This window comes from Streptomyces sp. NPDC090442 (assembly GCF_044769405.1).
Lineage (GTDB): Bacteria > Actinomycetota > Actinomycetes > Streptomycetales > Streptomycetaceae > Streptomyces.
The window spans coordinates 1-19,760 of the sequence record NZ_JBIVXW010000110.1; the positions used below are offsets into that span (position 1 = coordinate 1).

Genomic DNA, 19,760 nt, shown 5'->3' on the forward strand with positions numbered 1-19,760 from the left:
CAAGGTTGTTCGGCTCCGTGCCGCCACCCTGCCGCACTCCGAACGCCCTCAAGAAACCAGCTACTCGAAAGATCAAGCGATCAAAAACACTCACTAAGGCGCGCCGCTTCACTGCTGACGTGACCGTGATCGCTGCTGAGTGCGCGTCTGAGGGGCTGTTTCCCGTGGAGGCAGTAGAGGAGTCGGCCCCGAAGGGGAACGGGCCGGAGAACGACGCTGAGACGTGCGCGCCGGTCGACCCCGGCTACAGCCTTGATGTGGCCGAGGGGGAGCGCGTGTTCACGCGCCCCGGTTTCGCCGACGGTGGGTCGTACGAGGGGCGCGCGGCAGTGCTCCGCGGAGTCGTCACGGTGGCGGACGCGCGCGCCGCGGTCGAGCGGTTCCCCGCGGCAGTGCGCATGGTGGGCGGCGCGGTTGTTGACGGCGCGATTGTTCCGATGGGGTGCGCGATGCTCAGCGCACGGGCCACGGTGCGTACGGATGCCGGGTACGTGGTGACGCTGCCCGACGGTACGACCGTGACCGGTACGTGGGTGGAGTGCGGGAACGCGTTCGCTGAGTGGGCGATCACGCAGCGCCCGGAGTTCGTGTGCGCGATGGCCGAGGGGCATGCGGACGGCGCGGCGACGCTCGCCCGGATCGGCGCTGAGGTTCGGGCGGAGCGCGAGCGGGCCGAGGCGGAAGCGGCGCAAGCTGCCGCGGACTTGGCCACGGTTGCGGCTGATCTTGAGCGGGTGTGGTCGGTGTGGTCGCCGTACGTGGCTGATCTGACGGACGAGGACGAAGAGCGGGTGTACGGGGTGGATGCGGGGGCGCGTACGGCGCTGCGGTACGCGCGTGCCGCGGTCGAGCGCAACGATTCGGGGGCAGTTGTGCACTACGTCAACGAGGCGCGTGAGGGCGTCGAGTGGCTGGCAGAGTCGGCGCGCCGTTCGGGCCTGACGGTCCCCGACGCTCCGGCCGAGGTTCCCGCCTCGGTTGCTGCGCCCGTGCGCGCCCTGCCGGACGTCGACAGCGCTCCGGACGCGATCGAGGCATGGGAGGGCGAGGGCGGCGCCGTTCCGGGCGTGACCACCCCGCCCCCGGTGTACGCGGCGGAGACCGCTCCGGAGCCGGCATCTCCCACAGGATTTGACGCGGACGCTTCAAACGGGGATCGCTCCCCCGGCGGGGAAGGGGGGTTTTCCCGGGAACTTGACGCGCACGCGCCAAAAAGGCCCGTGGCGGCTGTGGCGGTTATGCCGATCGACTGGGCGAAGCCTGCCAGGCGCGGTGACTGCGCGGCGGCAAATACGTGTGGCGGGTTCGGGGCGCTGCTGTGGGACGTGCCCGGCTGTGCTCCGCGCTGCGCCGAGTGCGCCGCAAGGGTCATGGGGCACTCTCCGGCGGCGCTGCGCGCGCTCACCCTGCCCGGGGACGTCGTGGAGGCGGAGGAGGGGGCAGAGACGGCGGACATTGTCATCCGGCACACCCACGAGGACGGCACCACCGTTGAGGGCTCCTCCAAGGGTGACGGGGTGTGGGAAGCGTTGCGCCCGCTGGGCTGGACCTACCGGCGTACCCCGGGGATCTTCATCCGTGGCAGCCGCTACAAGGTCGCCGACCGGTGGAAGATCAACCGGGCGGCGGACGCGGTGCGCGCACTCGGCCTGTCGTGCGCTGTGGTGATCGAAGAGCGCATGTCGTTCGCGGAGAGGGAGGCCGCCCGCGTGGATGCGGCCGAGCAGCGGGTGGAGCGGTTCGCGGACCGGGCCGGACGTGCGGCGGCGGCGTCGCAGTCGGCGCGGGATGCCTCGGACCGGATCGGCGAACGGTTTTGGATGGGTCAGCCCATCCTGGTGGGCCACCATTCGGAGAGGCGCGCCCGCAGGGACCAGGAGCGCATGCACAACGCGATGCGCAAGAGCATCGCTGAGGGCGAGCGGGCCGGTTATTGGGCATCCCGTGCAGCGGCGGCGGATGCCTACGAGCGGTACCGGAAGAACCCGGGGCGCACGCTGCGCCGTATCGAGAAGTTGGAGGCGGAGCGGCGCGGCGTTCTGCGCGAGCGGGACGGCGTTGACGACAAGGGCCGTAAGGCTGATGTGTGGCGACGCGAGCCGTCCGAGGTGCGCCGGGAGGAGCTGACGCGCCGTCTGGCCGAGTATGACGAAGAGCTGACGTACTGGGCGGAGACGATCAAGGAGGCGGAGCGGCGCGGCTTCAAGGTGTGGGGGCGGGCCGACTTCGTGAAGGGTGATTTCGTGTGGTGGCGGGAGTCCTGGTACGAGGTGACCCGGGTCAACGCCAAGACAGTGACCGTGCCGCACATCCTTGCCGCGTTTGATGGCGGCGCCGTCGGCGCTGTCGGCGGCTGCCGCGTGGTCACCCGCGCGGCAACGGCTGAGACCCGGCACAAGGGCAGCACGTACACGCTCCCCTACAACGAGGTGAGCGGGCGCATGTCGGCCGAACAGATGCGGGCCGCCCTGGCGGGTGAGGCGATCCCCGCCGACCCGCGCGACGTCGCCCCGGAGCCCGCCCCGGAGGCTGCCGAGGCGGAGCGGGCGGCCGAGCACCAGGACCAGGCCGCCCCGGCGCCGATCGCGCCGGCGGAGACGGTGAGCGCTCCGGCTCCGGCCGGTGTGTCCGACCCCGGAACGGCCGAGGCGTGGGAGGGCGACGGCGGCGCGGTTCCGGGCGTCGCTGCCCCTCGGGTGGTGGCGCAATTCCGGGAACTTGACGCGCACGCGCCAACAGAGAGGGTCGGGCGCTGTCCGGCGCGCCAGTGCCGAGAGGTGCGCGGCGGTCGGTGCGACGGGTGTGGGTGGACTCCTGCCCCGGCGCCCGTGGCTGCCGATGAGGACCAGGAGTCCGAGGAGGAGGCGGCGGCGCCGCTCGGGACCGTCGCCGGTCATCCGGCTGTTGCCGAGCGCCAGACGGCGGCCGAGGTCCTCACCGCGTACGCCGAGGAGCACCCTGACGACGAACAGGCCGAGCTGTGGGCGTTCGAGGCCGTCGAGCGGGTCGACCTTTGCGGCTGGGCCGTCGAGGAGGGCGACGAAGACTGCGTGGCCCTGGTGGTGCCGAGTGCGCCGCAGCCGCCGGCGGTAGTGGCCCCAGTCGGCGCCCCCTTGTCGCGCCGGCCGCACGCCCGGGGGGTAGGGGGTGTTCGCGCAGGTCACAGCACACGACAGGGTGCGGCGCGACAGGGGGCACGACAGGGAACGCGACAGGCGTCCGGCCGGGTGGGGCGGTCCCTGCCAAGGTGCAGGGAGCGGGGTCCGCCGCCTGGCATCCGGCCGGCGGGCCGGGTCGACGCTCCCCCAGGCTTGACAGGATCACGCCAATACTCGCGATCTGCATGTCCGAGGGAACCGTCCCCGAGTGGCGGCGTATTGGCGAGCCGGTGTGCAACCGTGCCGCCATGACTCACACCGACCGGGCACCTTCGACGGAGACTCCCCTCGCAATCCCGATCCGGGTCCCGCTGATCTCGGGCGAGACGACGCTCTCTCTCCTTGCCCGCACCGCTGCCGCCAACGGGCCTGATCTCCCCCGGCTCCTGCGGTCCCTCGACGAGGGCCTCGACCTCCCCGACGGGGACCTCGACCCCCGCCGGGAGGAGCTCCTCCTCTCCCCCGAGGCCCTCGCACGACTCGCCTCCCTTGTCGACCGCGACGCCGACCAACTGTCCCGAGCCCTCCCCGGCGCGCACTCGGACCGCGTCGCCGACGTCGGGGCCGCGCGCATCGTGCCGTGGCCCGACGAGCTCGGCGCCGCTCCCCTGCCGGCCTGCCCGCTGTGCATGGAACCCGGGGCGTGGCTCGCCGCTACCGGCCACCGTTGGCGGCCGTGCCCCTGCGGCCGTCGGTGGCTCGCCGGGGATGACGGCGGGTACCTTGTCGACACCGCCCCCGTCCCCGATCTCGGATGGGCGCTGCACCGACACCGACAGCTCGTCCACCGCCTGGGCCCCGTCGGCGATGCCCTCCTCGCGGACGCTCATCAAGTGATGCTGTGGTGGTGGGTGTCCCTCCCCCGCCGCCGTGACCCCGGCCGGGACGGCGGACGAGGCGTCGCCGACGTCTGGCGCATCCGCGAGGAGGCCCTCGGCATGACCCGGCACCGCCGCCGGGCCGCACCCGTCGTCGCATATCCGGAGGCCGTCACCCTCGCTGAGCTCATGTGGTCATGGGAGGAGCGGCGCCGGAAGCGCGGAGCATCGTCCGCGGCCTGGGTCGAGGACGTCGTCGCCGAGCTCGTCCCCGCCGGCACCCTCACCCGGCAGGAGCGCGCACCGCTCGACTACTGGCTAGAGCAGCACCGGCCCGAGCCCGCCGGCACGCCGTCCGGCCGCACAGCCGCCGACCGCCGATGGAACCGCCTCCCCGCACTGCACCGACGCCCGACCGAACCCGGTCCCTTCCGGGCGCCCTCCTGCCTCATGTGGGTGTACGGCCTGCCTCTCACGTCCACAACGGCCGTATGTCCGCGCTGCAACGGCCGCGCGCCGAGCTGCCGATGGGTGCCCTACCCGGGGTGCACCGGCCGACCGCCCAAGAGGTGAACCACACCCGTAACGCGAGCCTCAGAATCGCGCAGCTTGCCAATTCCGGGTTTGCTTTGATGGCCCCGTGCCGTGTAGTGAGCCGGTACCGTGGTGACCTTGAGGGCGCGACTACGCCCCTACCGCTGCTCGCACGCCCACGCCGTGCACGGGCGCCGACGGTACGAAGGTCCCCCGGGATGCCGGTCGTTGCAACATGCTGACGATCCGTCCTGTCTGGGTGGGTTGCGTGGGGACCGGCACCCGGACCACGGAGGGCATCGTCATGCCGAAGAGGAACGCCGAACAGAAGGCCGCTCGCGCACTTCAAGAAACCGAGGGCCTCGACTATCAAGCGGCACTGCGGCGCGTCCGGGCCGAGGCCGCCGCCGAATTTGCCACCACCGCCGCGCCGGTATCCGGCCCGGCCGCCGTGGAGTACGTACTCCAGCCCACCGAGGCCGAGGCCGAGCTCGGTATCACTGCCGAAGAGTTGGGCGTCCGTGCGCTATCTGAAACCGCCACTCCCGAGCAGCGAGCGCACGCCGAGGCAGTGTGGCGTCCCAACGAGCCCACGGAACGGTGCCGTTGCTCGGGGATCAAGTGCCACCACGGCGAGCTGTGCGAAATCGAGTTCGTCGACGGACCGTGCGGCGGGCGCCTCGTCCACCTCGACCGCCACCCGGGCTCGATGTTCGGCACCACCGATTGGTACGACACCCACAGGTGTGACGACTGCCTGAACGTCTACGAGGGTACGGTCACGGTCTCCGAGATCCCGTGGGGTGAGGCACGGGAGCGCAGTCAACTCGACGGCACGGAGCGGACCCTCTCCGACGGCAGCGCCAACGGCAGCGTGCTTGTCATTTACCACGGGATCAGGCACCCCAATTTCCCCGACGGCATCCTTGACGAGGACGACGAGGATGAGCTCGACCCCGCCGAGTACCCCGCCCCCGAGGACGACTACGACCCGTACGACGGCGAGGGCCAGGAGCGCGAGGAGGCGCTCGCCGAGAAGGACCAGGAGGACGGCCTCGACCGCCTCGACGATGGACCAGGGAACGGCGTCGAGCCGATCGGTGGACCGCCGGAGAACGGGCACGACGAGGGCGAACTCGGAGCGGGAGCACACTCCCGCGTCCCCGCCGCCCCTGCCCGACCCGCAGCCGATGACTTGGAGCCGCACGCATGGTGAACCGTCTCGATCATCACGACAGCGAGTGCGACAAGATCGTCTACGAGGGCGGTACGTGCACCTGCGACCTACTCGACGCCGGTTACAGCGGCTATGACGACGGGGCGGTGTACGGCGAGGACCCCGACCCGCACGACGGCCGCCTCGGCGGCCTGGCTATGGACTGGTAGGCCGCCGAACTGACCAGCCGCGCCCGGCCTCCTCGTCGAGGCCGGGCACGGCTGCGTATGCCCCCAGGTCATAGAGCATGAGAAACCCTCATAGGCGCAGGTGGGGAGGGGGTGCACGGTTTGGCGGGTTCAGAGCGGCCAACCAAACCCGCTCCCGCAGGTCACGGGACGCGGGGCCAGGGGCGACGCCCCACGGGGGTGCACGTGGTGGCGGGTTCGACATGAGAGGGGTGCACGAAATGGCGGGTTCGGCGCGACCTGCGGTTTCATCCCGCGAACCGCGGCGCAAGTGCCGGCCACGGTGCCTCTGCGGCGGGTTCGCCCCCGAACCCCACTATCCTGAGCGGGCCGCCTGGTGTCGGTACTGGCCTTGCTACTGGCCGCGAACAGTAGCGTCGGCCCGAAGGTGCTCCGCATCATCACCGCGTACAGCCGAAGACTTCCCGGTGCCCTTCTCACGGCGCGTCGGATCGCGGGCCGATCGCCGGATGGGACACCAGATGGCCAGAAACCACGCGCGGAAGAACGCGGCCCGAGCACGCTCGGCGGTGACCGGTGAGAGTCACCAGGCCGCAATCAACGTGGTCCGCAAGCGCACCAGCCGGATTCCCAGGCGCCTCACTTCCGCTGAGATGGCGATCGAGGGGCGCGCCAAGATCGCGGAAGCGCTCACCGTCCTTGCCGCGAAGGAAGCCCGTCCGCGCCTGCGGGAGTTCCTACTCGCCCTGAGCGGGGACGTCGAAGCGTGCGATACCAGCGCCGATCTGTACCCGCCACGCGCGAACTACGCGTTCCGGCGAGCTGACGACTACTACCGACAGCAGTGGGACCGCGTGTCGACCAACCCGCCCACCTCGTACGAGGAGCACCTCGCGGCCATCAATCGCGCGTACTGGGCCCGGCGGGTGGCCTACGAGTGGCGGTGGCCCGGCAGGTGGGACAAGCACCTCTAGATAAGGCTGGCCGCCTGCCGGTACTCCTCGACGGCGCGGTAATCGCCCGTGGTGACGTACCGGCGGCAGGCCAGCAAGAGTTGGAGATCCTCTCCTCCCAACTCGTTGGCGAGGATGCAGAGCGGCCCCGCGGCCCGTTCTTCCGACCAGTACGCGGGGGCTACTTCAAGAGCGAGCGCCCCGAGTTGGCGGTCCGTGTCTCGGAGCTGCGCAACGAGTCGGCGACCTTCGCGGACGTCGGCGACGGTGTACGGGGCGCCTTCCGGGAGCTCGATTGCGTCGAGCTCGTCCGGCGTGACGTCCGAGCGGCGGCGGACGTCGGCCACAACGTCATGCACGACGGCGGCCACCGCTTCCGGGGTGAGGTGGCCGCCCTGGGCGTCGTACGTCTCTTGCAGCCGCTCGGCGAGAACGTCGCGGACTTCGCCCATGCGGCCCCGCAGCTCGACGACGGCTCGGATCGGAAGCTCAAGCGGAATGTCCCCCGCGTGGGACACAGGCGCGAGCACGCCGAGCGCGGCCACAGCCCCGGTGATCTCCTCGGTGGTTCGGGCAAGGTCGAGGAGCCGGTATGCGTGGGAGCGTGACACGTTGAACTCGGCCGTCGCGTACTCGGCCCACGTGTGGTATCCAAGCACCGTCCAGACCCGGGCATCATGCGCGGCTTTGACTCGACCTGCGAGGCGGCCGACCGCTGCCCGGGCATCGTCAAGGGCCTGCCGGATGCCGAGAGTCAGTGCGCGGGCCGCCTCGACGGTGAGCGGCTCGACGACGGCACCCTCGACGGGTTCGGGCTGATGCTCGGATTCCATGAGCTCTCCTCGCTATCCCTACCTTCAGCATTGCGCGCCAGGCGACGCATGTCTTCATCAGGTCGAGCCCGCGCTTTGGATGAACAACCGTGCCCCGCGGGCCGATATCGTTCGGCGCATGTGGATTGCCAGCATCAGCCCGAGATCAACAGGGAAAACAACCAACACGTGGTGGCTCCTGCACGCCTTGCACGAGCGCGGCTACCCCGTCGTCGGCATCGACGCTGACGAGAGTGAGCAGCTCTGGCGGTGGTGGGACGCGGTGAAGCCCGACCCCGACGAGCCGCAACCGGAAGGCCAGCGCCCGTACTTCAAGGTGCACCGGGTGGCGAACAGCCGCTTGCACGAGGAGGCCCCGACGCTGCTCCCCGCGGGCCACATCGGAGTAGTGGACTGCGGCCACTTGGAGAACCACCTCGGCATTGGCCGCAGCGTCATGCGCATTGCGGATCTCGCGCTCATCAACTGCGCCACGACCAACAGCGACGTTGAGCGCATGGACGAGCTGCCCATGGATGCCTTCATCAAGATCGCGTCGGCGAAGCGCGCCGATGGCACGCCTCCTCCCCATCCCGTGCTGCTCTGCCGCAATCAGGCCGGCACCACGCGCACGATGGACTCGATCCGCACGTCGCTGCGCGACGACGACTGGGACGTTCTGAGCACGGTCATCCCGGCTATCCAGCTCTACGCCACCACGGGCGAGGGAATGCCCGTGGAGGCAAAGGGGACGCATTTCGACGAGTTGGTCACGGAGTTGGAAACGCGAGGGTGGATCAGTAAGTGAGCAAGAAGCCGACGGCAGCAGAGCTGCGCGAGCAGCGAAAGCAGCGCCGGGCAGGGGGGCGGGGTGCCGGAGAGGCGCAGGACGCGGGAGCGGAAGGGGCGGGCGGTGGCGCTTTGACTGCCGTGACGCCTGCCGCTGAGGCCGATCCGGTCATCGCGCAGGGGCGCGCCGAGCCGATGATGGGGTTTGCGGATCTCCCGGTGATGGTGGACGCGCCGGAGGACCTCACGGGGCCACTGAGCGCCGAGGAGCAGGAGCGTTGGGAGACGTGCCAACGGTCATTCCGTCAGCTCCGTGACGCTTGGTGGGTGGCCGCGAGGGCGCTTGAGATTTCTCTGCGTGGTCGACTGTGGCGGGCGGACTACGCGACGGCTAAGGACTTCATCTCGGACGTTGCGGGAATGTCCACCAGTAACGCGTACCGGCAGATCGCCGGGGCGGGTATCGCCGCGATAATCGCAGGTCAACCCGCAATCGAACTGAAATCGAACGATCAGTCCCGCATGCGGGACTCGGGTCCACCTCTCCTCGGCGAGACTCTCGTCGAGGGGGCACACGAACCGGACTCGACTGATCAGTCCCGCATGCGGGACTCGAACCCGGACCCCCAGCAGAAGACCCCCGAGAAGCGACTGATCATCTCGCAACGCGCGGCCGAAGCGCTCTCCCCGATCCGTGAGGACTACAACGAGGAGACCGCCGCCCACATGTACCGTGCCGTCGCCGACGAGACCGGGCGAAAGAGCGTCAGCGAAAGGGCGATCAAGGGAATCGTGACGCAGCTCCCTCGACGCAAGGAGGAGGAACTCGACCGCGAGGAGCTCATCGAGCGCGCTCGCCAACTCGCACGGGCCAGCGACGGCAAGGACGCCAACCCGCAGAGCAGCAAGGGCCAAGACAAAGCTGATCCACTGGAGACTTTCCGAAAGTACGTAGCTTTTGCCCGGGACTTCGCACACAACACAACCGGGATGGCCACGGCGTACGCAGCGGCCGAGGCGGCGAACGCCAAGAAGGCCCGGAAGTTGGCTCTAGAGCTGGAGCGCCACATGAAGCGGGCAACCGCCAACTTCCCCGACGCGTGAGGCGAGCGAGCCCACACAATCATCAGTGCCCGTAGACGCTGCGGCATAGCGCTACGAGCCTCGGGTCTGTCACCCCGTCGGCGATTCGCAGACGTCCCGCATGGAGTAGCTCGGAACCGCGGCCGGACGGCGAACTGGCCGCTGTGAGGGCCGCTGTGAGGGCCGGCGCGTGGGCCGGCGCGTGGGCCGAGAGGCTGACGGGCCGTGAGCGCGGGCCGGCGCCGATGCCGACGGCCGGCCCCCGCGATCCTGCGGCGGTACGGCAGGACGTCCCGCCGGGGCGGGACGGACGGGCTGAGGCGGTCCCGCCGCCCGGCGGCGCGGGGCGGCCAGGGAGGGCGACGGGGGAGCAACGGGGCGTGTCCGGATGACCTCCTCACGGGCCGGAGCATGAGTGATGCCCGTCGAACCGGAAGCGGAGGGCGCAGGCCGTGGACGCGGGCTAACGGTCATGCACCCACCGGTGATCAGTACGGCAAGGGCGGTGGCGAGGATGATCACAGGGCGCTGCACCCGCTCACCGTGCCCGACGCTGAAGCGCTGCGCGGTGCGCTGCGCGACGCTCCACCAGTTCGAGGGACACGTCCCTCCTCCACTCCTCGTATCCCCTCCTTTGTCGCGCCGCCCGACGTGGCAGGGAACGGGGGAGTTGGCGCAGCGCGCGCCCTTCGACAGTCGGCGCGCCCGCCCGTGAGGCCCGACTGCGGGCACGAGCTCGACGGGCCGTGAGGCGGGGGAGTTGAGGAGCTCCTCGCCCTCCTGACCCTGGTCCTCGATGGCGCCCTCGGCCGCGGCCCCGACGACGGAGCGCCCCGGGTCGTAGGTGGCCGCGAGCCGGGCGAGTTGCTCGCCAATCCCCCGCGTGCCTGCCAGCGGCGCGGCAACGTCGCTCCATACCTCCTCGGCGAGCGAGACGTACGCTCGGCCGCCGAGCACCGTCACAGCCGCCCCGGAAATCCCGAGCTCATGCGCCTGCCGGCGCAGCGTCTCACCGTCGACCGTGCCCAAGGCGCCGGCCCGGAGGTCATAGTTCAAGAGGCGCTGCGACAGTTCGACCAACCCGTACTTGGCCGACAGGATCAGCACCCGCCCGGACCGGCCGCCCCGAGTGAGGGCGTCGGCCGCGCGGCGCATGGCCCGGTGATAGCTCCCCACGTACAGCTCACCAGCCGGCGCGCTAATCACCGGCTGACCCTTGCGGACACCGTCGGCGTACACCGCCTTACGGCCCCCGCATGCCACGATCACGACGCGCTCGCGCTCCTCGTGCGCTGCCCGGCGGCGGCCCGCCGCGGTGATCCGAACCTCCCCGGCCCGAGGCTTCAACACTGCCTCGGTTACGGGCGCCGCCCAGGAGGCATAGGTTCGCGGCGCCCACTCGACGAGCCCGACCGCTCCCAGGGCGCGCACAGTCCGGAGGTTCGGAGCCTCGGGGAGGAGGCCCTCCGGGTGCGCGGCGGCGGTGTGCAGCCAACGGCGCTGTACCGGGGTGAGGTCGACGGCCGGGAGCTCCTCGTCCTCCTGGTCCTCGACGACGTCCTCGGCCGCGGCCTCCTCGACCGGCGCCTCGTCGGCCGAGAACTCCTCGCCGTCGAGGGCGGCGAACAGGCGGGCGCTGCGGCGGGACTCGGCGGCGCGCAGCTCGGCGAGCTCGCGCTCGAACGCCTCGGCGGCGGGGTCCGGCGTGCGGTCCGCGGCGGTGAGGAGCTCCTCGGCCTCGGTCTCGTCGTGCATCGCGTACAGGGAGACCGGCCCCTCCGTCTTGACGAGGTCCCACGCGATGCGTGCGGCCTGGTCCCACATCGGGGCGGCCGGGTCGACGTGCCGGGGAAGGGAGGAGATCCCGAAGCAGTCCGCGACAGCGGCGAACGCATCGGCGCGGAACCGGCGGGCGTACGCGCGGGCCCCGCCGGCATCGACGTATTCGAGGGCCTCCTCCCCCGCCGCGCTGCGGGCCCACTGGCCGTAGGTGCGGGCGGCCTTGGTGGCGAGGGCCTCGACCTGGGCGAGGTAGCGCGGGACGGCGGACAGGTAGCGGGCGACGCGCTCGGGGTCGCCGGACACGTCGAGGCGCAGCTCGTCGGGCGTCGGCTCGGGGGCGTCGGACCCGGCCGGGTTGTAGTGCAACGTCCTGTACGGGTGGCGGGCCGTTACCCGGTAGATCGCAGCGAGGCGGCGGGCGGCGGCGGCACGGGCCTTGCCCTTCCCTGCGGCCGGGGGGAACTCGACGGCGGCCTCGGCGTGGCCGCGGTCGACGGCGATCCGGGTCCGGGTGGCGTACTCGGCGGGCATTCGGCGGGCTCCTGTGCTCGGGTGCTGATCTCCGGACACCTTCCCGCACTTGCAACACAACTACAAGTAAAACTGTGAGTCATGCTGAATCTTGCGGTGATGGGCAACAGGAAGGGGCCCCGGCCAGATGGATGCTGTTGGTAGCGTCCAGATGACCGGGGCCCCTTCGACAGGTGCCTATTCGCCCTCGCGGAAGGCGTCGCGCCCCTCCTTGATGAACCGCCCGGGGTTGGCGGCCTTGGCGACAACGTCCCTGTACCACGACATCGGCCGGACCCCCTCCTCCTTGCAGTAGCCCGGGTTCGGGCCGAGGCGGAACCCGCCGGGCAGTGGCGTCCCGTCCGGCTTACGCGGAACCACCGCGCGGGCCGTCGCGTACGCCGAGGGGTAGAGGACACAGTCCGACAGGATCGCAAGCGGGACGAGCCCCGTCGCGTTCCACGTCTTGACCATCTTCCGGTGGGCGCCGACCCGGGCCGCGCTGATCACCGCGGCGCGGATGTCCGGCCGCCATGTCGGCCTCTTGAGTGCCGGCCACGGCGCGTGTCGCCCCTCGCGCTTCCCCTGCGGCTTCTCCCGCAGCTTCCCGATACCGCCCTTCGCCGTCTGCTTGATCGCGGACAGGAGGGCGACGGCCTCGGGGTCGCGCTCCTTGATCGTGGCCATGCCCGCGAGGAACGCCTCCTCGTCCATGTCGGCCGTGATGCCGAGATCGGCGAGGGTGTCCATGTAGGCGTCCCGCAGCCGGTTGTGCCACAGGTCGAGGTACCCGCCCGCCTCGGGCCGCAGCCACGCCGCAAGGGGACGGACCTCGATCCCCAGCTCGACCGCGTACGCCAGGGTCGGCGTCGCGTACCAGGCCGGGCCCGTCGGCTTCTTCCCGTCCGGGGTGAACGGACTCGGGAATTCGGCCGGGAGTGTCTTCCACTCCTTCGTGGCGAGATCCTTCGTGCGCAGCTCGGCGCCGGACAGGTCGACGAGCCAGCACCCCGGAATCTTCTTGTCGAACTGCGGCCCGTCGGTGTAGACGGCCTCACCGATCCCCACCGTGAGCCGGTTCGCCGCCGCCAGGAAGGCGGTGTTCACGTCGATGCCGACGACGTACGGCGCGGCGGCCTCGGCCTCGGTCGGCTCCCGATACCAGTCGTACGCCTCCTCATTGATGACGTGCTCGGGGCTCCTGGACTCCTCCCGGGTGCGGTCCTTGGCGAGCGGGTGCTCGTCCGGTGCCTCGGGCAAAGCCGGGTCGACTGGCGCGGAGAGGGACCCCTCGACCGGTACCCGCTGGAAGCGCCCAGCCCGGCGCACGAGTCGCGTAGGCGGTCGGACGGCGGTCATCAGGGCGAGGCTGCAAGCGGCCGTTGATCCGCTGGGAGTGATCACGCGCTCGGCGTACAGGCCGAGGACATAGGAGAGGGCGGCCGGGTCGACGGCGACGTCCTCGATGCCGCCCCACCGCAGATGATCGGCGAGCGCGCCCCACGGCACCGTGGCGACGTGAACCTCGGCGCGGTCCCGGAACAGGAAGGACCACGGGGCCAGGCCCGCGCGGGAGAGCTGCCACCCGCCCTCTTCCACGGCCTTGACCGCCGGATGATCGTCTGGCACCCGCAGGCGCTTGCGGTCGTCGAGGCGAGCGGGCAGACCGAGGGCCTCGACAGCACCCACGGTGAGGACCAAGAGCGGTCCGGCCGCCTCGCCATGCTGCGACAGCGGACCGGCGCCCAGGCCATACGCGACGGCCCACTCTGCCGCCGTCACCAGATCCGCGACGTCCGCCGGCACGTCAACGCGTGTCACATCGGGACGGTGACCGACGAGGACGCCATCCTCGGCGTCGAGGACCAGGAGGGGAGCGGTGTAGGTCTTCTCGGTCAACGTCATCACCGGTAGTCCAGCTCGATGTAGTCAATGTCTGTGAATTCGACGTCGAGGCCCTCGGCGGCCGTGCCGGGAGTGCGGAAATACTCCTCGGCGAGCGCCTGCCCAAGGAGCCGGTTTAGCTCGTCCTCGTCACCCGCTCGCAGGGCGTCGAATACCTGCGGAATCAGGTGATCGGGAACCTCTTCAGTGAGGCGACGCATTCGCGGGTCATCCGTGCTGCCCTCGGCCGATGTAAACCCGAACTGGGCCCGCGTCTCGATGGTCATGCCTCGCCGCTCGGCCTCTTTCTGCGACTTGGCCGTAACGCGCGGCTGGTGATCCTTGCCAGCCTCCTCCTGCAACCGGTCGAGGGTTTTCGGAGTTGACTTGGTGATGTCCCGCTCGCCCTTGACGTACCGCTGCACGGACCGGCGGGAGACGCCGAGACGTTCAGCCACCCGCGCCGTGTTGTTCTTCTCTTTGCGCATCAGGGCGTTGAACTGTCCCCGCGCGGTCTTGGGGGTCCCGCGCGACTGGAACCGCGCTCGCATAGCGTCGAGAATCTTTCCCATGGCCACAGCTCCTCTCAGGCGATACGGAAGATCGGGGCGGACGGCTGGTCAGCGGTGCCGACTTCCAGGCACACAGCACCGCCGCACAGGACATGGCCAGACAACGAGGTCTTGACGGCGGTCCGGCAGATCCGGCAAACGGTCTGGCGCGGAGCGGGAGCGGCCACCTGTTGAGCCGGGATGACGTACTCGGTCGGCAACTTGCGCAACAACTTTGCGAGGTAGCCCGAAGGGTTGTACGCCTGGCGGTTCTCCGTGGCATCGAGAGCAGACAGGAGGGCATCCTCCGGCCATCCGTTGCGCAGGCACCAGGCCACGGACCGTGCGGCGAGGGCGCGCTCGACTTCCGTGACGTTGGTGAACCAGCGCACGCGCTCAACGATGGCATCGGCCAGTGCCGGCACCGCTGCCAGCGCTGCGCCCTCCAGTCGGGGAGCGGTGAGTCCGCTCATGAGCCGGAATCGATCCGGGCGCCGGCCCAGATTTTTTCCATTTTTACGCACCGGCACCGCGCGGAAGGCGAGAAGGTCCGCGCGCACCAGGTGCGGCCGGTGCCTCTCGATAGTCCGCAGGCCAACGCCCACGATCCCGGCGAGTTCCTCCATGGAGACCTGCCCCTCCCACCCGATCCCGGCGAGGGCGACGAGGCACTTCGCACAGGTGGGGTCGGGGGCAAGGACGCTCGCCGCCCACTCCTGGGCGCCGAACAGGACCGGCTGACTCATCCCGTACAGCGGCGTGCGACGGTCGGCGTCGATCCGGCCGCACGCGAACAGGTGCGCCAAGTGGACCTGCGCGGCGCGCTTTTTCAGGCCGACGATCCGACCAATCTCCTCGGTGGTGAGAGGGGTATCGGGGTCGACTTTCTGACGGTCTACCAGAGCGCCGAACACAGTCCGACAGTTTGCGCAATCATCTGGGTTGATCTCGCGGTGTGCCACAAAATGGCCTTTCCTTCCGCCGCGGTGTCTGGCCCAGGAGTGCCCGGGTAGACTCCGCCACGGACCTTGAGTAGGTCGCCCATGCGGAGAGTCCCGGCGGGTAGGAGTGCCACCTCCTGTGATCCCACGGGGCTTTTCGCATATGTGGAGCGGGGTCCAGGATCAGGCCCACGGCCTGTGTCGAGTCAGACCGCAATGACCTCCCGTGACCCACCGACGACGGCAGCGAGCCGGTGGGAGGAGAGCCGCTCTACCGCATGCGTCGGACCACACAGGAGATCCGGGACCGCGACGCCGTAATGCGCGGACAGACGGTCGAGATCGCCGAGAGACCATGCGGCCTGCCCGCTCTGCTTCCGGCTGACCTGTCCTTGAGTGATCCGCAGGCCCACGGCGAGACTCGTCTGATTGTCGCCCGTGGCACGCATCAGGGCGGCGACGGTGATCCGGAGCATGCGCTCGCTGGAACTCAGGGCGGCTGAAAATTTCCCCATGCTCTGACCTCATCTTTTGTGAGCTGGACTCATAACAACAGGTGAGAGGGGGCCAAAGTTCCGGCCCGACCGGGCACACTCTTCCACGGTTACACCCCAACTACAAGTGTCGCTTGTAGCGCGTCTCCGGTCGTGTCATCCTCGACGCATGACCACCAAACGAATCGCGGCGCTGCGCGAGACGGCCGAGGACTACGAGACCAAGGCCAAGAAGGCCAAAACTGCCCTGTTGAACGCGGCGATTAAGGAGGCCATGACCTCAGTCGCCTACGGCCACCTGTCTGCCGTCGCCCGAGAGGCCGGCATCGCCTCGCAATACCTGCGAACCCTCATTGAAGACCAGCACCCGGGATGGCTGGCCCAGGCCGCCGAGGAGCGCGAGGCAGCCAAGGCCGCGCGCAAGGGGCCAAGCGCCAAGGCCACGCGCACCAAGAGGGCAAGCAGCAAGGCCGCAGCCTGACCAGTGCGCAGCGGAGGAGCCATGGACAGTCAACCCACGGACCAACGGGGCCTGTCCGTAGGCACGTTGACTCGCGCGCCCCTTGACGCCACCGGCACGCCGTACGAGCAAAACAACAGCGGCCACGGCACCATCACCCTCGCCATCCGCCCCCGCCCAGGAGTGACCCCGATGAGCGCCCTCCCCGCAGAGGAACCCGTCAACCCGTACCGCACACACCACGGCGGCGGCCCCCGCACCGTTACGCAACTACGTGCCGCCCTCGCCGCGGCCTCGGCATCAGACCGCGAAGAGTTCGAGGCTCAGCTCGGCGACCTCGATTTGGACGACCCCGAGGAGTACGCCGCCCTCGTCCGCGCGTGGCGGCACCGCCTCGTCATGCGAACCCGGCCCGAGATCCTCGCCGCTGTCGCAGCCTCGACTGACCCAGCCGCGCCGCGCTACACGTCCGAGGAGATCCTCGCCGACGGCCACCAGGAGGCGGGTCGGTGACCGCTGGCACCCCGTGGGCCGTCGTCTACAGCGAAACCGGCCGCGCCGGACTGGCCACAGCCACGGTCGAGGAACGGGCGCACGTCCTCGGGTTCGAGAAGCAGGTCGCCGAAGCCCCGTACGCCTGCGGCGAGTTGTACCCGGACCGCGTCGGCGGCCTCTATACCGCCCTACTCGACGTTGGCGGCCGACTGGCGTGGACCAGCGTCCTGTACCGGATCGACGAGGCCCGCCGCGAGGTGCTGATCGTCGCCATCGTGTCCGGCCCCTGACCTGAAACGTGAGCAACGCCCGACCCTTGACACGGATCGGGCGTTGCTCATGTTTGGGGTGAAGGCATCAACGGGGCTGTTCTGGCGCTTCGCCAACTTGCCGGGGGAGTGGGGTATACACCAGCCGGAACCGGTGGGTGCCCCCGACGAGTCGAGCGACCTCGATCGCACGGCCGGTGCCGTCGCGGGTGATGCGGTCCACCGTTAGTACAGGCGATTGCGGTCCGATGCCGAGTTGGGCGGCCTGGTCAGATGTCGCAGGGGCGACTGATACGGATTCCTCGACCGCGGACGGGCGGATACCCCCAGCAGTCAGCAGGCCGAGGACGTCGCCCTCGGTCTGCTCGGGTTGATTGAGCCCTGCCGCCTGGGCGGTGCTGACCAAATACCAATCTTCATGGAGCGCTGCGACGGTGGCCCCGATCATGGCGCGGCGGCGGCATCGGATGGCGGGTGTTCCGGTGGGGACGTCCAGGAGCTCGGCGATGTCGGCCGGGGCGTCGAGAACTGTCAGGGGCTCCGCCTCGGTTCGTCCGTCGAGCCCTTGCTCGGCGGTTGCCCTGGCCCATGAGTCAGGAGTAGCGGCGTCGCGCTCGTGCCGGTTCAACGTCACCCGTGGCGAAGGGCTGAGAACCACGGTTCCCCGGCCGCGCCGGGCGGCGACGTAGCCCAGTGATTCCAGCTCTCGGTATGCCTTGTGCACTGTCGCTTTCGATCCTTCGCCGGCGGCGACGAGTTCGGGAATGTGCGGCAGTGTTGAGCCAGGCGGCCGAGTCCCGTTGCGGATCTCCTCGGCGAGGCGGTCCGCCAACTCTCTCCACTTTGGGGCCATGCCCTGTGCTCCTCCCGTTGATGCGTTCAGTCAAGCACAAGCCAACGCCACGACATTCCCATTCCTAGGAATGACGTTGACATGGTGGTGCGTGGGTGGCATCGTCTATCTCGGTCGTCCATTCCTAGGAATGGGGCGCCGAGTCGTGGCCCGTCGCCCTACCAAAAGGGCACGGCCCCCGTGCGTCTCGTCCACGCCAGGGGCCGCTAGCGGGCAACTCACCAGAGGAGTTGTGATCCGCCGTGCGCACCACCATGCCCGAAAACGTCGTCAACCTGCGAATCGGCGCGGCCGATAGCGCCGCCGGAGCCGTCCCGAGCCGCTTGGATCTCGCCGCCGAGCTGGGCATCGACATCGACCTCGTCCTCGGCCCCCTCGCGGGCGACGCCGACGAGCTCGACGAACTCACCCGCCTGTACGCGCTGGTCGATATGTGCGACTCGGGCCTCATCCCCCGCGACGCGACCCTCGACCTGATCGCCGGCATCGTCGCCGATGTCGAGCGCGAGGGCGACGACTTCGCCGAGGGGTGGGCCGCGTGAAGCTCGACGCCTCCCGCGCCGCTCAGACGCTGCGCACGCTGCTGACGGCCGCCGACCGGCTGCACCCCGCCGCCCTCCTGGCCCTGGTCCTCCTCTTCGCCGGCCTGGTCTACGTCGCCGCACCGGTCGCCGTGCAGTTCATGACGGCCTTGGTCACCGGCACGCAGGCCGCCGCTCTCCTGGCCTGCGCCGGGCTCCTACTGCGCCTCGCCTACCGCACCGCCGCCGCGTACAGCACTCGCCGAGCGGGGGTGACCGCATGAGCCGCCGCGCCGTCGTGTCCGGCACCGTCAAGGCCCGCACCCGGTGCCGCTGGTGGGTCGCCCCCGAGATGCTCGCCGCTCACCGTACGACCCACGAGCAGGCGCACGCCGACGGACTTTGCGGCTGGCTCGTCGCCGAGCAGCGCCGCGCCGAGACCGCCCGCACTGGTACCCCGACCCCCCTCGCGCAGCTCCTCGCCCAGGAGGTCACGGAATGAGGATCGAGAACCTCCTCCGCATCATCGGTGCGGCGACGCTGAATAGCCTTGCCGACGCCAACGACCGCGCCGAGCGGTACAACGCCGAGGCCGACCGCTGGTGCCAGGCGTATTGCTTCGAGGCCCAACTCGCGAACACCGCCGAGGAAACCGTCGACGAGCTGCGCACCCAAGTCGACGAGCTGCGCGTCCTCCTCGACGAGATCGCCGCCGAGCTCGAAGGGGCCTACGCCGTACACCGGCAGGCATATCGCGAGCGTGACGAGGCCCGCGCCGAACTCACCGCGGTTCGAGATGAGTTGCTCACCGCCGCGAAGGACCCGGCCGGATCAGAGTTCCGGGGCCGGCTTGCCCTCGTAGTGCTGCCGCATCTCCTCGACGAGCTCACGGCCGCCGCCCCAGCTACCACCACCCCGGCCGCCGTCCTCGCCTCCCTCCTGCTCGACTGCCCGCCCGAGGAGCCCCCGGCTACCCCCCGCAAGGAAGACGCCTCGGCGGCCACCCCCCAGCCCGGCACCGGGCACCCGCAAGGAGATTGACACGTGAGCACGACGTACTACGACGAGCGCCGTCGGGACCGGGCCGCAGACCGCGAACAGGACCGCGCCGACCGACTCGCAGACCGCGAACAGGATCGAGTCGACCGCGCCGCCGAACGCGAGGAGGCCCGCCGACTCCGCGCCGAGCAGAAGCGCGAGAAGGCCCGCCGCCGGGCTGAACGGCAGAAGGCCCGCGCCGAGCTGGTCGGCAAGCTCGGCGGCGAGGGTGACACCGTCGGCGCCCTGATCGCCATGACATGCGGCATCGTGGCCGCGCTGTACTTCCAGCTCCGCGCCCTCAACGGCGAGGGACTGCCGCTCTTCATCACCGTATGCCTCGCGGTCATGCTTGAGTGAGTGTTTTTGATCGCTTGATCTTTCGAGTAGCTGGTTTCTTGAGGGCGTTCGGAGTGCGGCAGGGTGGCGGCACGGAGCCGAACAACCTTG

The 19,760-nt window shown here is 70.0% G+C and carries 22 protein-coding genes; 15 read left to right on the forward strand and 7 right to left on the reverse strand.

Annotation, left to right across the window (positions count from 1 at the left end):
- Positions 1-119 precede the first annotated feature (119 nt).
- From ACIQU6_RS41330 to ACIQU6_RS41350, 5 genes are all read left to right on the forward strand, one after another.
- Positions 120-3,410, forward strand: a complete 3,291-nt coding sequence (locus ACIQU6_RS41330; protein ID WP_403487292.1) for a DUF3560 domain-containing protein — start codon at positions 120-122, stop codon at positions 3,408-3,410.
- Positions 3,407-4,549 carry a TniQ family protein gene (locus tag ACIQU6_RS41335; RefSeq protein ID WP_403487294.1) on the forward strand — a complete coding sequence of 381 codons (1,143 nt, stop codon included), beginning with the start codon at positions 3,407-3,409 and terminating at the stop codon, positions 4,547-4,549. Before ACIQU6_RS41330 ends, ACIQU6_RS41335 begins: the two co-directional genes overlap by 4 nt.
- 265 nt (positions 4,550-4,814) lie before the next feature.
- On the forward strand, positions 4,815-5,726 hold the full coding sequence (locus ACIQU6_RS41340; RefSeq protein ID WP_403487296.1) for a hypothetical protein: 912 nt from the start codon (positions 4,815-4,817) through the stop codon (positions 5,724-5,726).
- Entirely contained in the window at positions 5,720-5,896 is a 177-nt protein-coding gene (locus ACIQU6_RS41345; RefSeq protein WP_403487298.1) for a hypothetical protein, read from the forward strand. Before ACIQU6_RS41340 ends, ACIQU6_RS41345 begins: the two co-directional genes overlap by 7 nt.
- 500 nt (positions 5,897-6,396) lie before the next feature.
- Complete coding sequence (locus ACIQU6_RS41350) at positions 6,397-6,849, forward strand: hypothetical protein (protein WP_403487300.1); 453 nt, start codon at positions 6,397-6,399, stop codon at positions 6,847-6,849.
- On the opposite strand, the gene ACIQU6_RS41355 is transcribed toward ACIQU6_RS41350, so the two are convergent.
- Positions 6,846-7,661, reverse strand: coding sequence for a hypothetical protein (locus ACIQU6_RS41355; protein ID WP_403487302.1), 816 nt, complete (start codon positions 7,659-7,661; stop codon positions 6,846-6,848). The genes ACIQU6_RS41350 and ACIQU6_RS41355 overlap by 4 nt on opposite strands.
- Positions 7,662-7,779: 118 nt before the next feature.
- Between ACIQU6_RS41355 and ACIQU6_RS41360 the strand changes: the two genes are divergently transcribed.
- Both ACIQU6_RS41360 and ACIQU6_RS41365 read left to right on the forward strand, forming a co-directional pair.
- Entirely contained in the window at positions 7,780-8,448 is a 669-nt protein-coding gene (locus ACIQU6_RS41360; RefSeq protein ID WP_403487303.1) for a hypothetical protein, read from the forward strand.
- Positions 8,445-9,533, forward strand: coding sequence for a hypothetical protein (locus ACIQU6_RS41365; RefSeq protein WP_403487305.1), 1,089 nt, complete (start codon positions 8,445-8,447; stop codon positions 9,531-9,533). The genes ACIQU6_RS41360 and ACIQU6_RS41365 overlap by 4 nt, the downstream gene beginning before the upstream one ends.
- 69 nt (positions 9,534-9,602) lie before the next feature.
- Here ACIQU6_RS41365 and ACIQU6_RS41370 read toward each other — a convergent pair whose 3' ends face one another.
- From ACIQU6_RS41370 to ACIQU6_RS41390, 5 genes are all read right to left on the reverse strand, one after another.
- Positions 9,603-11,825, reverse strand: coding sequence for a DUF6884 domain-containing protein (locus ACIQU6_RS41370; RefSeq protein ID WP_403487307.1), 2,223 nt, complete (start codon positions 11,823-11,825; stop codon positions 9,603-9,605).
- 177 nt (positions 11,826-12,002) lie between these two features.
- Complete coding sequence (gene tap, locus ACIQU6_RS41375) at positions 12,003-13,709, reverse strand: telomere-associated protein Tap (protein WP_403487309.1); 1,707 nt, start codon at positions 13,707-13,709, stop codon at positions 12,003-12,005.
- Complete coding sequence (gene tpg / locus ACIQU6_RS41380; protein ID WP_403487311.1) at positions 13,709-14,260, reverse strand: telomere-protecting terminal protein Tpg; 552 nt, start codon at positions 14,258-14,260, stop codon at positions 13,709-13,711. The genes tap and tpg overlap by 1 nt, the downstream gene beginning before the upstream one ends.
- A gap of 14 nt (positions 14,261-14,274) precedes the next feature.
- On the reverse strand, positions 14,275-15,201 hold the full coding sequence (locus tag ACIQU6_RS41385; protein ID WP_403487313.1) for a hypothetical protein: 927 nt from the start codon (positions 15,199-15,201) through the stop codon (positions 14,275-14,277).
- A gap of 185 nt (positions 15,202-15,386) precedes the next feature.
- Entirely contained in the window at positions 15,387-15,656 is a 270-nt protein-coding gene (locus ACIQU6_RS41390) for an acyltransferase (protein WP_403487315.1), read from the reverse strand.
- Positions 15,657-15,843: 187 nt separating this feature from the next.
- On the opposite strand from ACIQU6_RS41390, the gene ACIQU6_RS41395 reads away from it, so the two are divergent.
- The 3 genes from ACIQU6_RS41395 to ACIQU6_RS41405 are packed head-to-tail and all read left to right on the forward strand — an operon-like array spanning position 15,844 to position 16,919.
- On the forward strand, positions 15,844-16,155 hold the full coding sequence (locus ACIQU6_RS41395; protein ID WP_403487317.1) for a hypothetical protein: 312 nt from the start codon (positions 15,844-15,846) through the stop codon (positions 16,153-16,155).
- A 21-nt stretch (positions 16,156-16,176) separates the two neighbouring features.
- Positions 16,177-16,647 carry a hypothetical protein gene (locus tag ACIQU6_RS41400; RefSeq protein ID WP_403487319.1) on the forward strand — a complete coding sequence of 157 codons (471 nt, stop codon included), beginning with the start codon at positions 16,177-16,179 and terminating at the stop codon, positions 16,645-16,647.
- Positions 16,644-16,919 carry a hypothetical protein gene (locus ACIQU6_RS41405; RefSeq protein ID WP_403487321.1) on the forward strand — a complete coding sequence of 92 codons (276 nt, stop codon included), beginning with the start codon at positions 16,644-16,646 and terminating at the stop codon, positions 16,917-16,919. Before ACIQU6_RS41400 ends, ACIQU6_RS41405 begins: the two co-directional genes overlap by 4 nt.
- 67 nt (positions 16,920-16,986) lie before the next feature.
- Here ACIQU6_RS41405 and ACIQU6_RS41410 read toward each other — a convergent pair whose 3' ends face one another.
- Complete coding sequence (locus ACIQU6_RS41410; protein WP_403487323.1) at positions 16,987-17,730, reverse strand: GntR family transcriptional regulator; 744 nt, start codon at positions 17,728-17,730, stop codon at positions 16,987-16,989.
- Positions 17,731-17,993: 263 nt separating this feature from the next.
- Here ACIQU6_RS41410 and ACIQU6_RS41415 point away from each other — a divergent pair, with 263 nt between their 5' ends.
- Genes ACIQU6_RS41415 through ACIQU6_RS41435 form a run of 5 tightly spaced genes read left to right on the forward strand, consistent with a single transcriptional unit; the run spans position 17,994 to position 19,670 of the window.
- The gene (locus ACIQU6_RS41415; protein WP_403487325.1) at positions 17,994-18,293 is read left to right on the forward strand and encodes a hypothetical protein; all 300 of its coding nucleotides are present in this window, start codon (positions 17,994-17,996) and stop codon (positions 18,291-18,293) included.
- Positions 18,290-18,556, forward strand: coding sequence for a hypothetical protein (locus tag ACIQU6_RS41420; protein WP_403487326.1), 267 nt, complete (start codon positions 18,290-18,292; stop codon positions 18,554-18,556). The genes ACIQU6_RS41415 and ACIQU6_RS41420 overlap by 4 nt, the downstream gene beginning before the upstream one ends.
- Entirely contained in the window at positions 18,553-18,774 is a 222-nt protein-coding gene (locus ACIQU6_RS41425) for a hypothetical protein (protein ID WP_403487328.1), read from the forward strand. The genes ACIQU6_RS41420 and ACIQU6_RS41425 overlap by 4 nt, the downstream gene beginning before the upstream one ends.
- Complete coding sequence (locus ACIQU6_RS41430) at positions 18,771-19,313, forward strand: hypothetical protein (protein WP_403487330.1); 543 nt, start codon at positions 18,771-18,773, stop codon at positions 19,311-19,313. The genes ACIQU6_RS41425 and ACIQU6_RS41430 overlap by 4 nt, the downstream gene beginning before the upstream one ends.
- Before the next feature lie 3 nt (positions 19,314-19,316).
- Complete coding sequence (locus ACIQU6_RS41435) at positions 19,317-19,670, forward strand: hypothetical protein (RefSeq protein WP_403487332.1); 354 nt, start codon at positions 19,317-19,319, stop codon at positions 19,668-19,670.
- Positions 19,671-19,760: the final 90 nt, after the last annotated feature.

What these genes read in the sequence shown, in the direction of transcription:
- ACIQU6_RS41335 (WP_403487294.1), top strand. Translation starts at nt 3,407, where the DNA reads ATGACTCACACCGACCGGGCACCTTCGACGGAGACTCCCCTCGCAATC.
- ACIQU6_RS41340 (WP_403487296.1), top strand. Translation starts at nt 4,815, where the DNA reads ATGCCGAAGAGGAACGCCGAACAGAAGGCCGCTCGCGCACTTCAAGAA.
- ACIQU6_RS41345 (WP_403487298.1), top strand. Translation starts at nt 5,720, where the DNA reads ATGGTGAACCGTCTCGATCATCACGACAGCGAGTGCGACAAGATCGTC.
- ACIQU6_RS41350 (WP_403487300.1), top strand. Translation starts at nt 6,397, where the DNA reads ATGGCCAGAAACCACGCGCGGAAGAACGCGGCCCGAGCACGCTCGGCG.
- ACIQU6_RS41355 (WP_403487302.1), bottom strand. Translation starts at nt 7,661, where the DNA reads ATGGAATCCGAGCATCAGCCCGAACCCGTCGAGGGTGCCGTCGTCGAG.
- ACIQU6_RS41360 (WP_403487303.1), top strand. Translation starts at nt 7,780, where the DNA reads ATGTGGATTGCCAGCATCAGCCCGAGATCAACAGGGAAAACAACCAAC.
- ACIQU6_RS41370 (WP_403487307.1), bottom strand. Translation starts at nt 11,825, where the DNA reads ATGCCCGCCGAGTACGCCACCCGGACCCGGATCGCCGTCGACCGCGGC.
- tap (WP_403487309.1), bottom strand. Translation starts at nt 13,709, where the DNA reads ATGACGTTGACCGAGAAGACCTACACCGCTCCCCTCCTGGTCCTCGAC.
- tpg (WP_403487311.1), bottom strand. Translation starts at nt 14,260, where the DNA reads ATGGGAAAGATTCTCGACGCTATGCGAGCGCGGTTCCAGTCGCGCGGG.
- ACIQU6_RS41390 (WP_403487315.1), bottom strand. Translation starts at nt 15,656, where the DNA reads ATGCTCCGGATCACCGTCGCCGCCCTGATGCGTGCCACGGGCGACAAT.
- ACIQU6_RS41395 (WP_403487317.1), top strand. Translation starts at nt 15,844, where the DNA reads ATGACCACCAAACGAATCGCGGCGCTGCGCGAGACGGCCGAGGACTAC.
- ACIQU6_RS41400 (WP_403487319.1), top strand. Translation starts at nt 16,177, where the DNA reads ATGGACAGTCAACCCACGGACCAACGGGGCCTGTCCGTAGGCACGTTG.
- ACIQU6_RS41425 (WP_403487328.1), top strand. Translation starts at nt 18,553, where the DNA reads ATGAGCCGCCGCGCCGTCGTGTCCGGCACCGTCAAGGCCCGCACCCGG.
- ACIQU6_RS41430 (WP_403487330.1), top strand. Translation starts at nt 18,771, where the DNA reads ATGAGGATCGAGAACCTCCTCCGCATCATCGGTGCGGCGACGCTGAAT.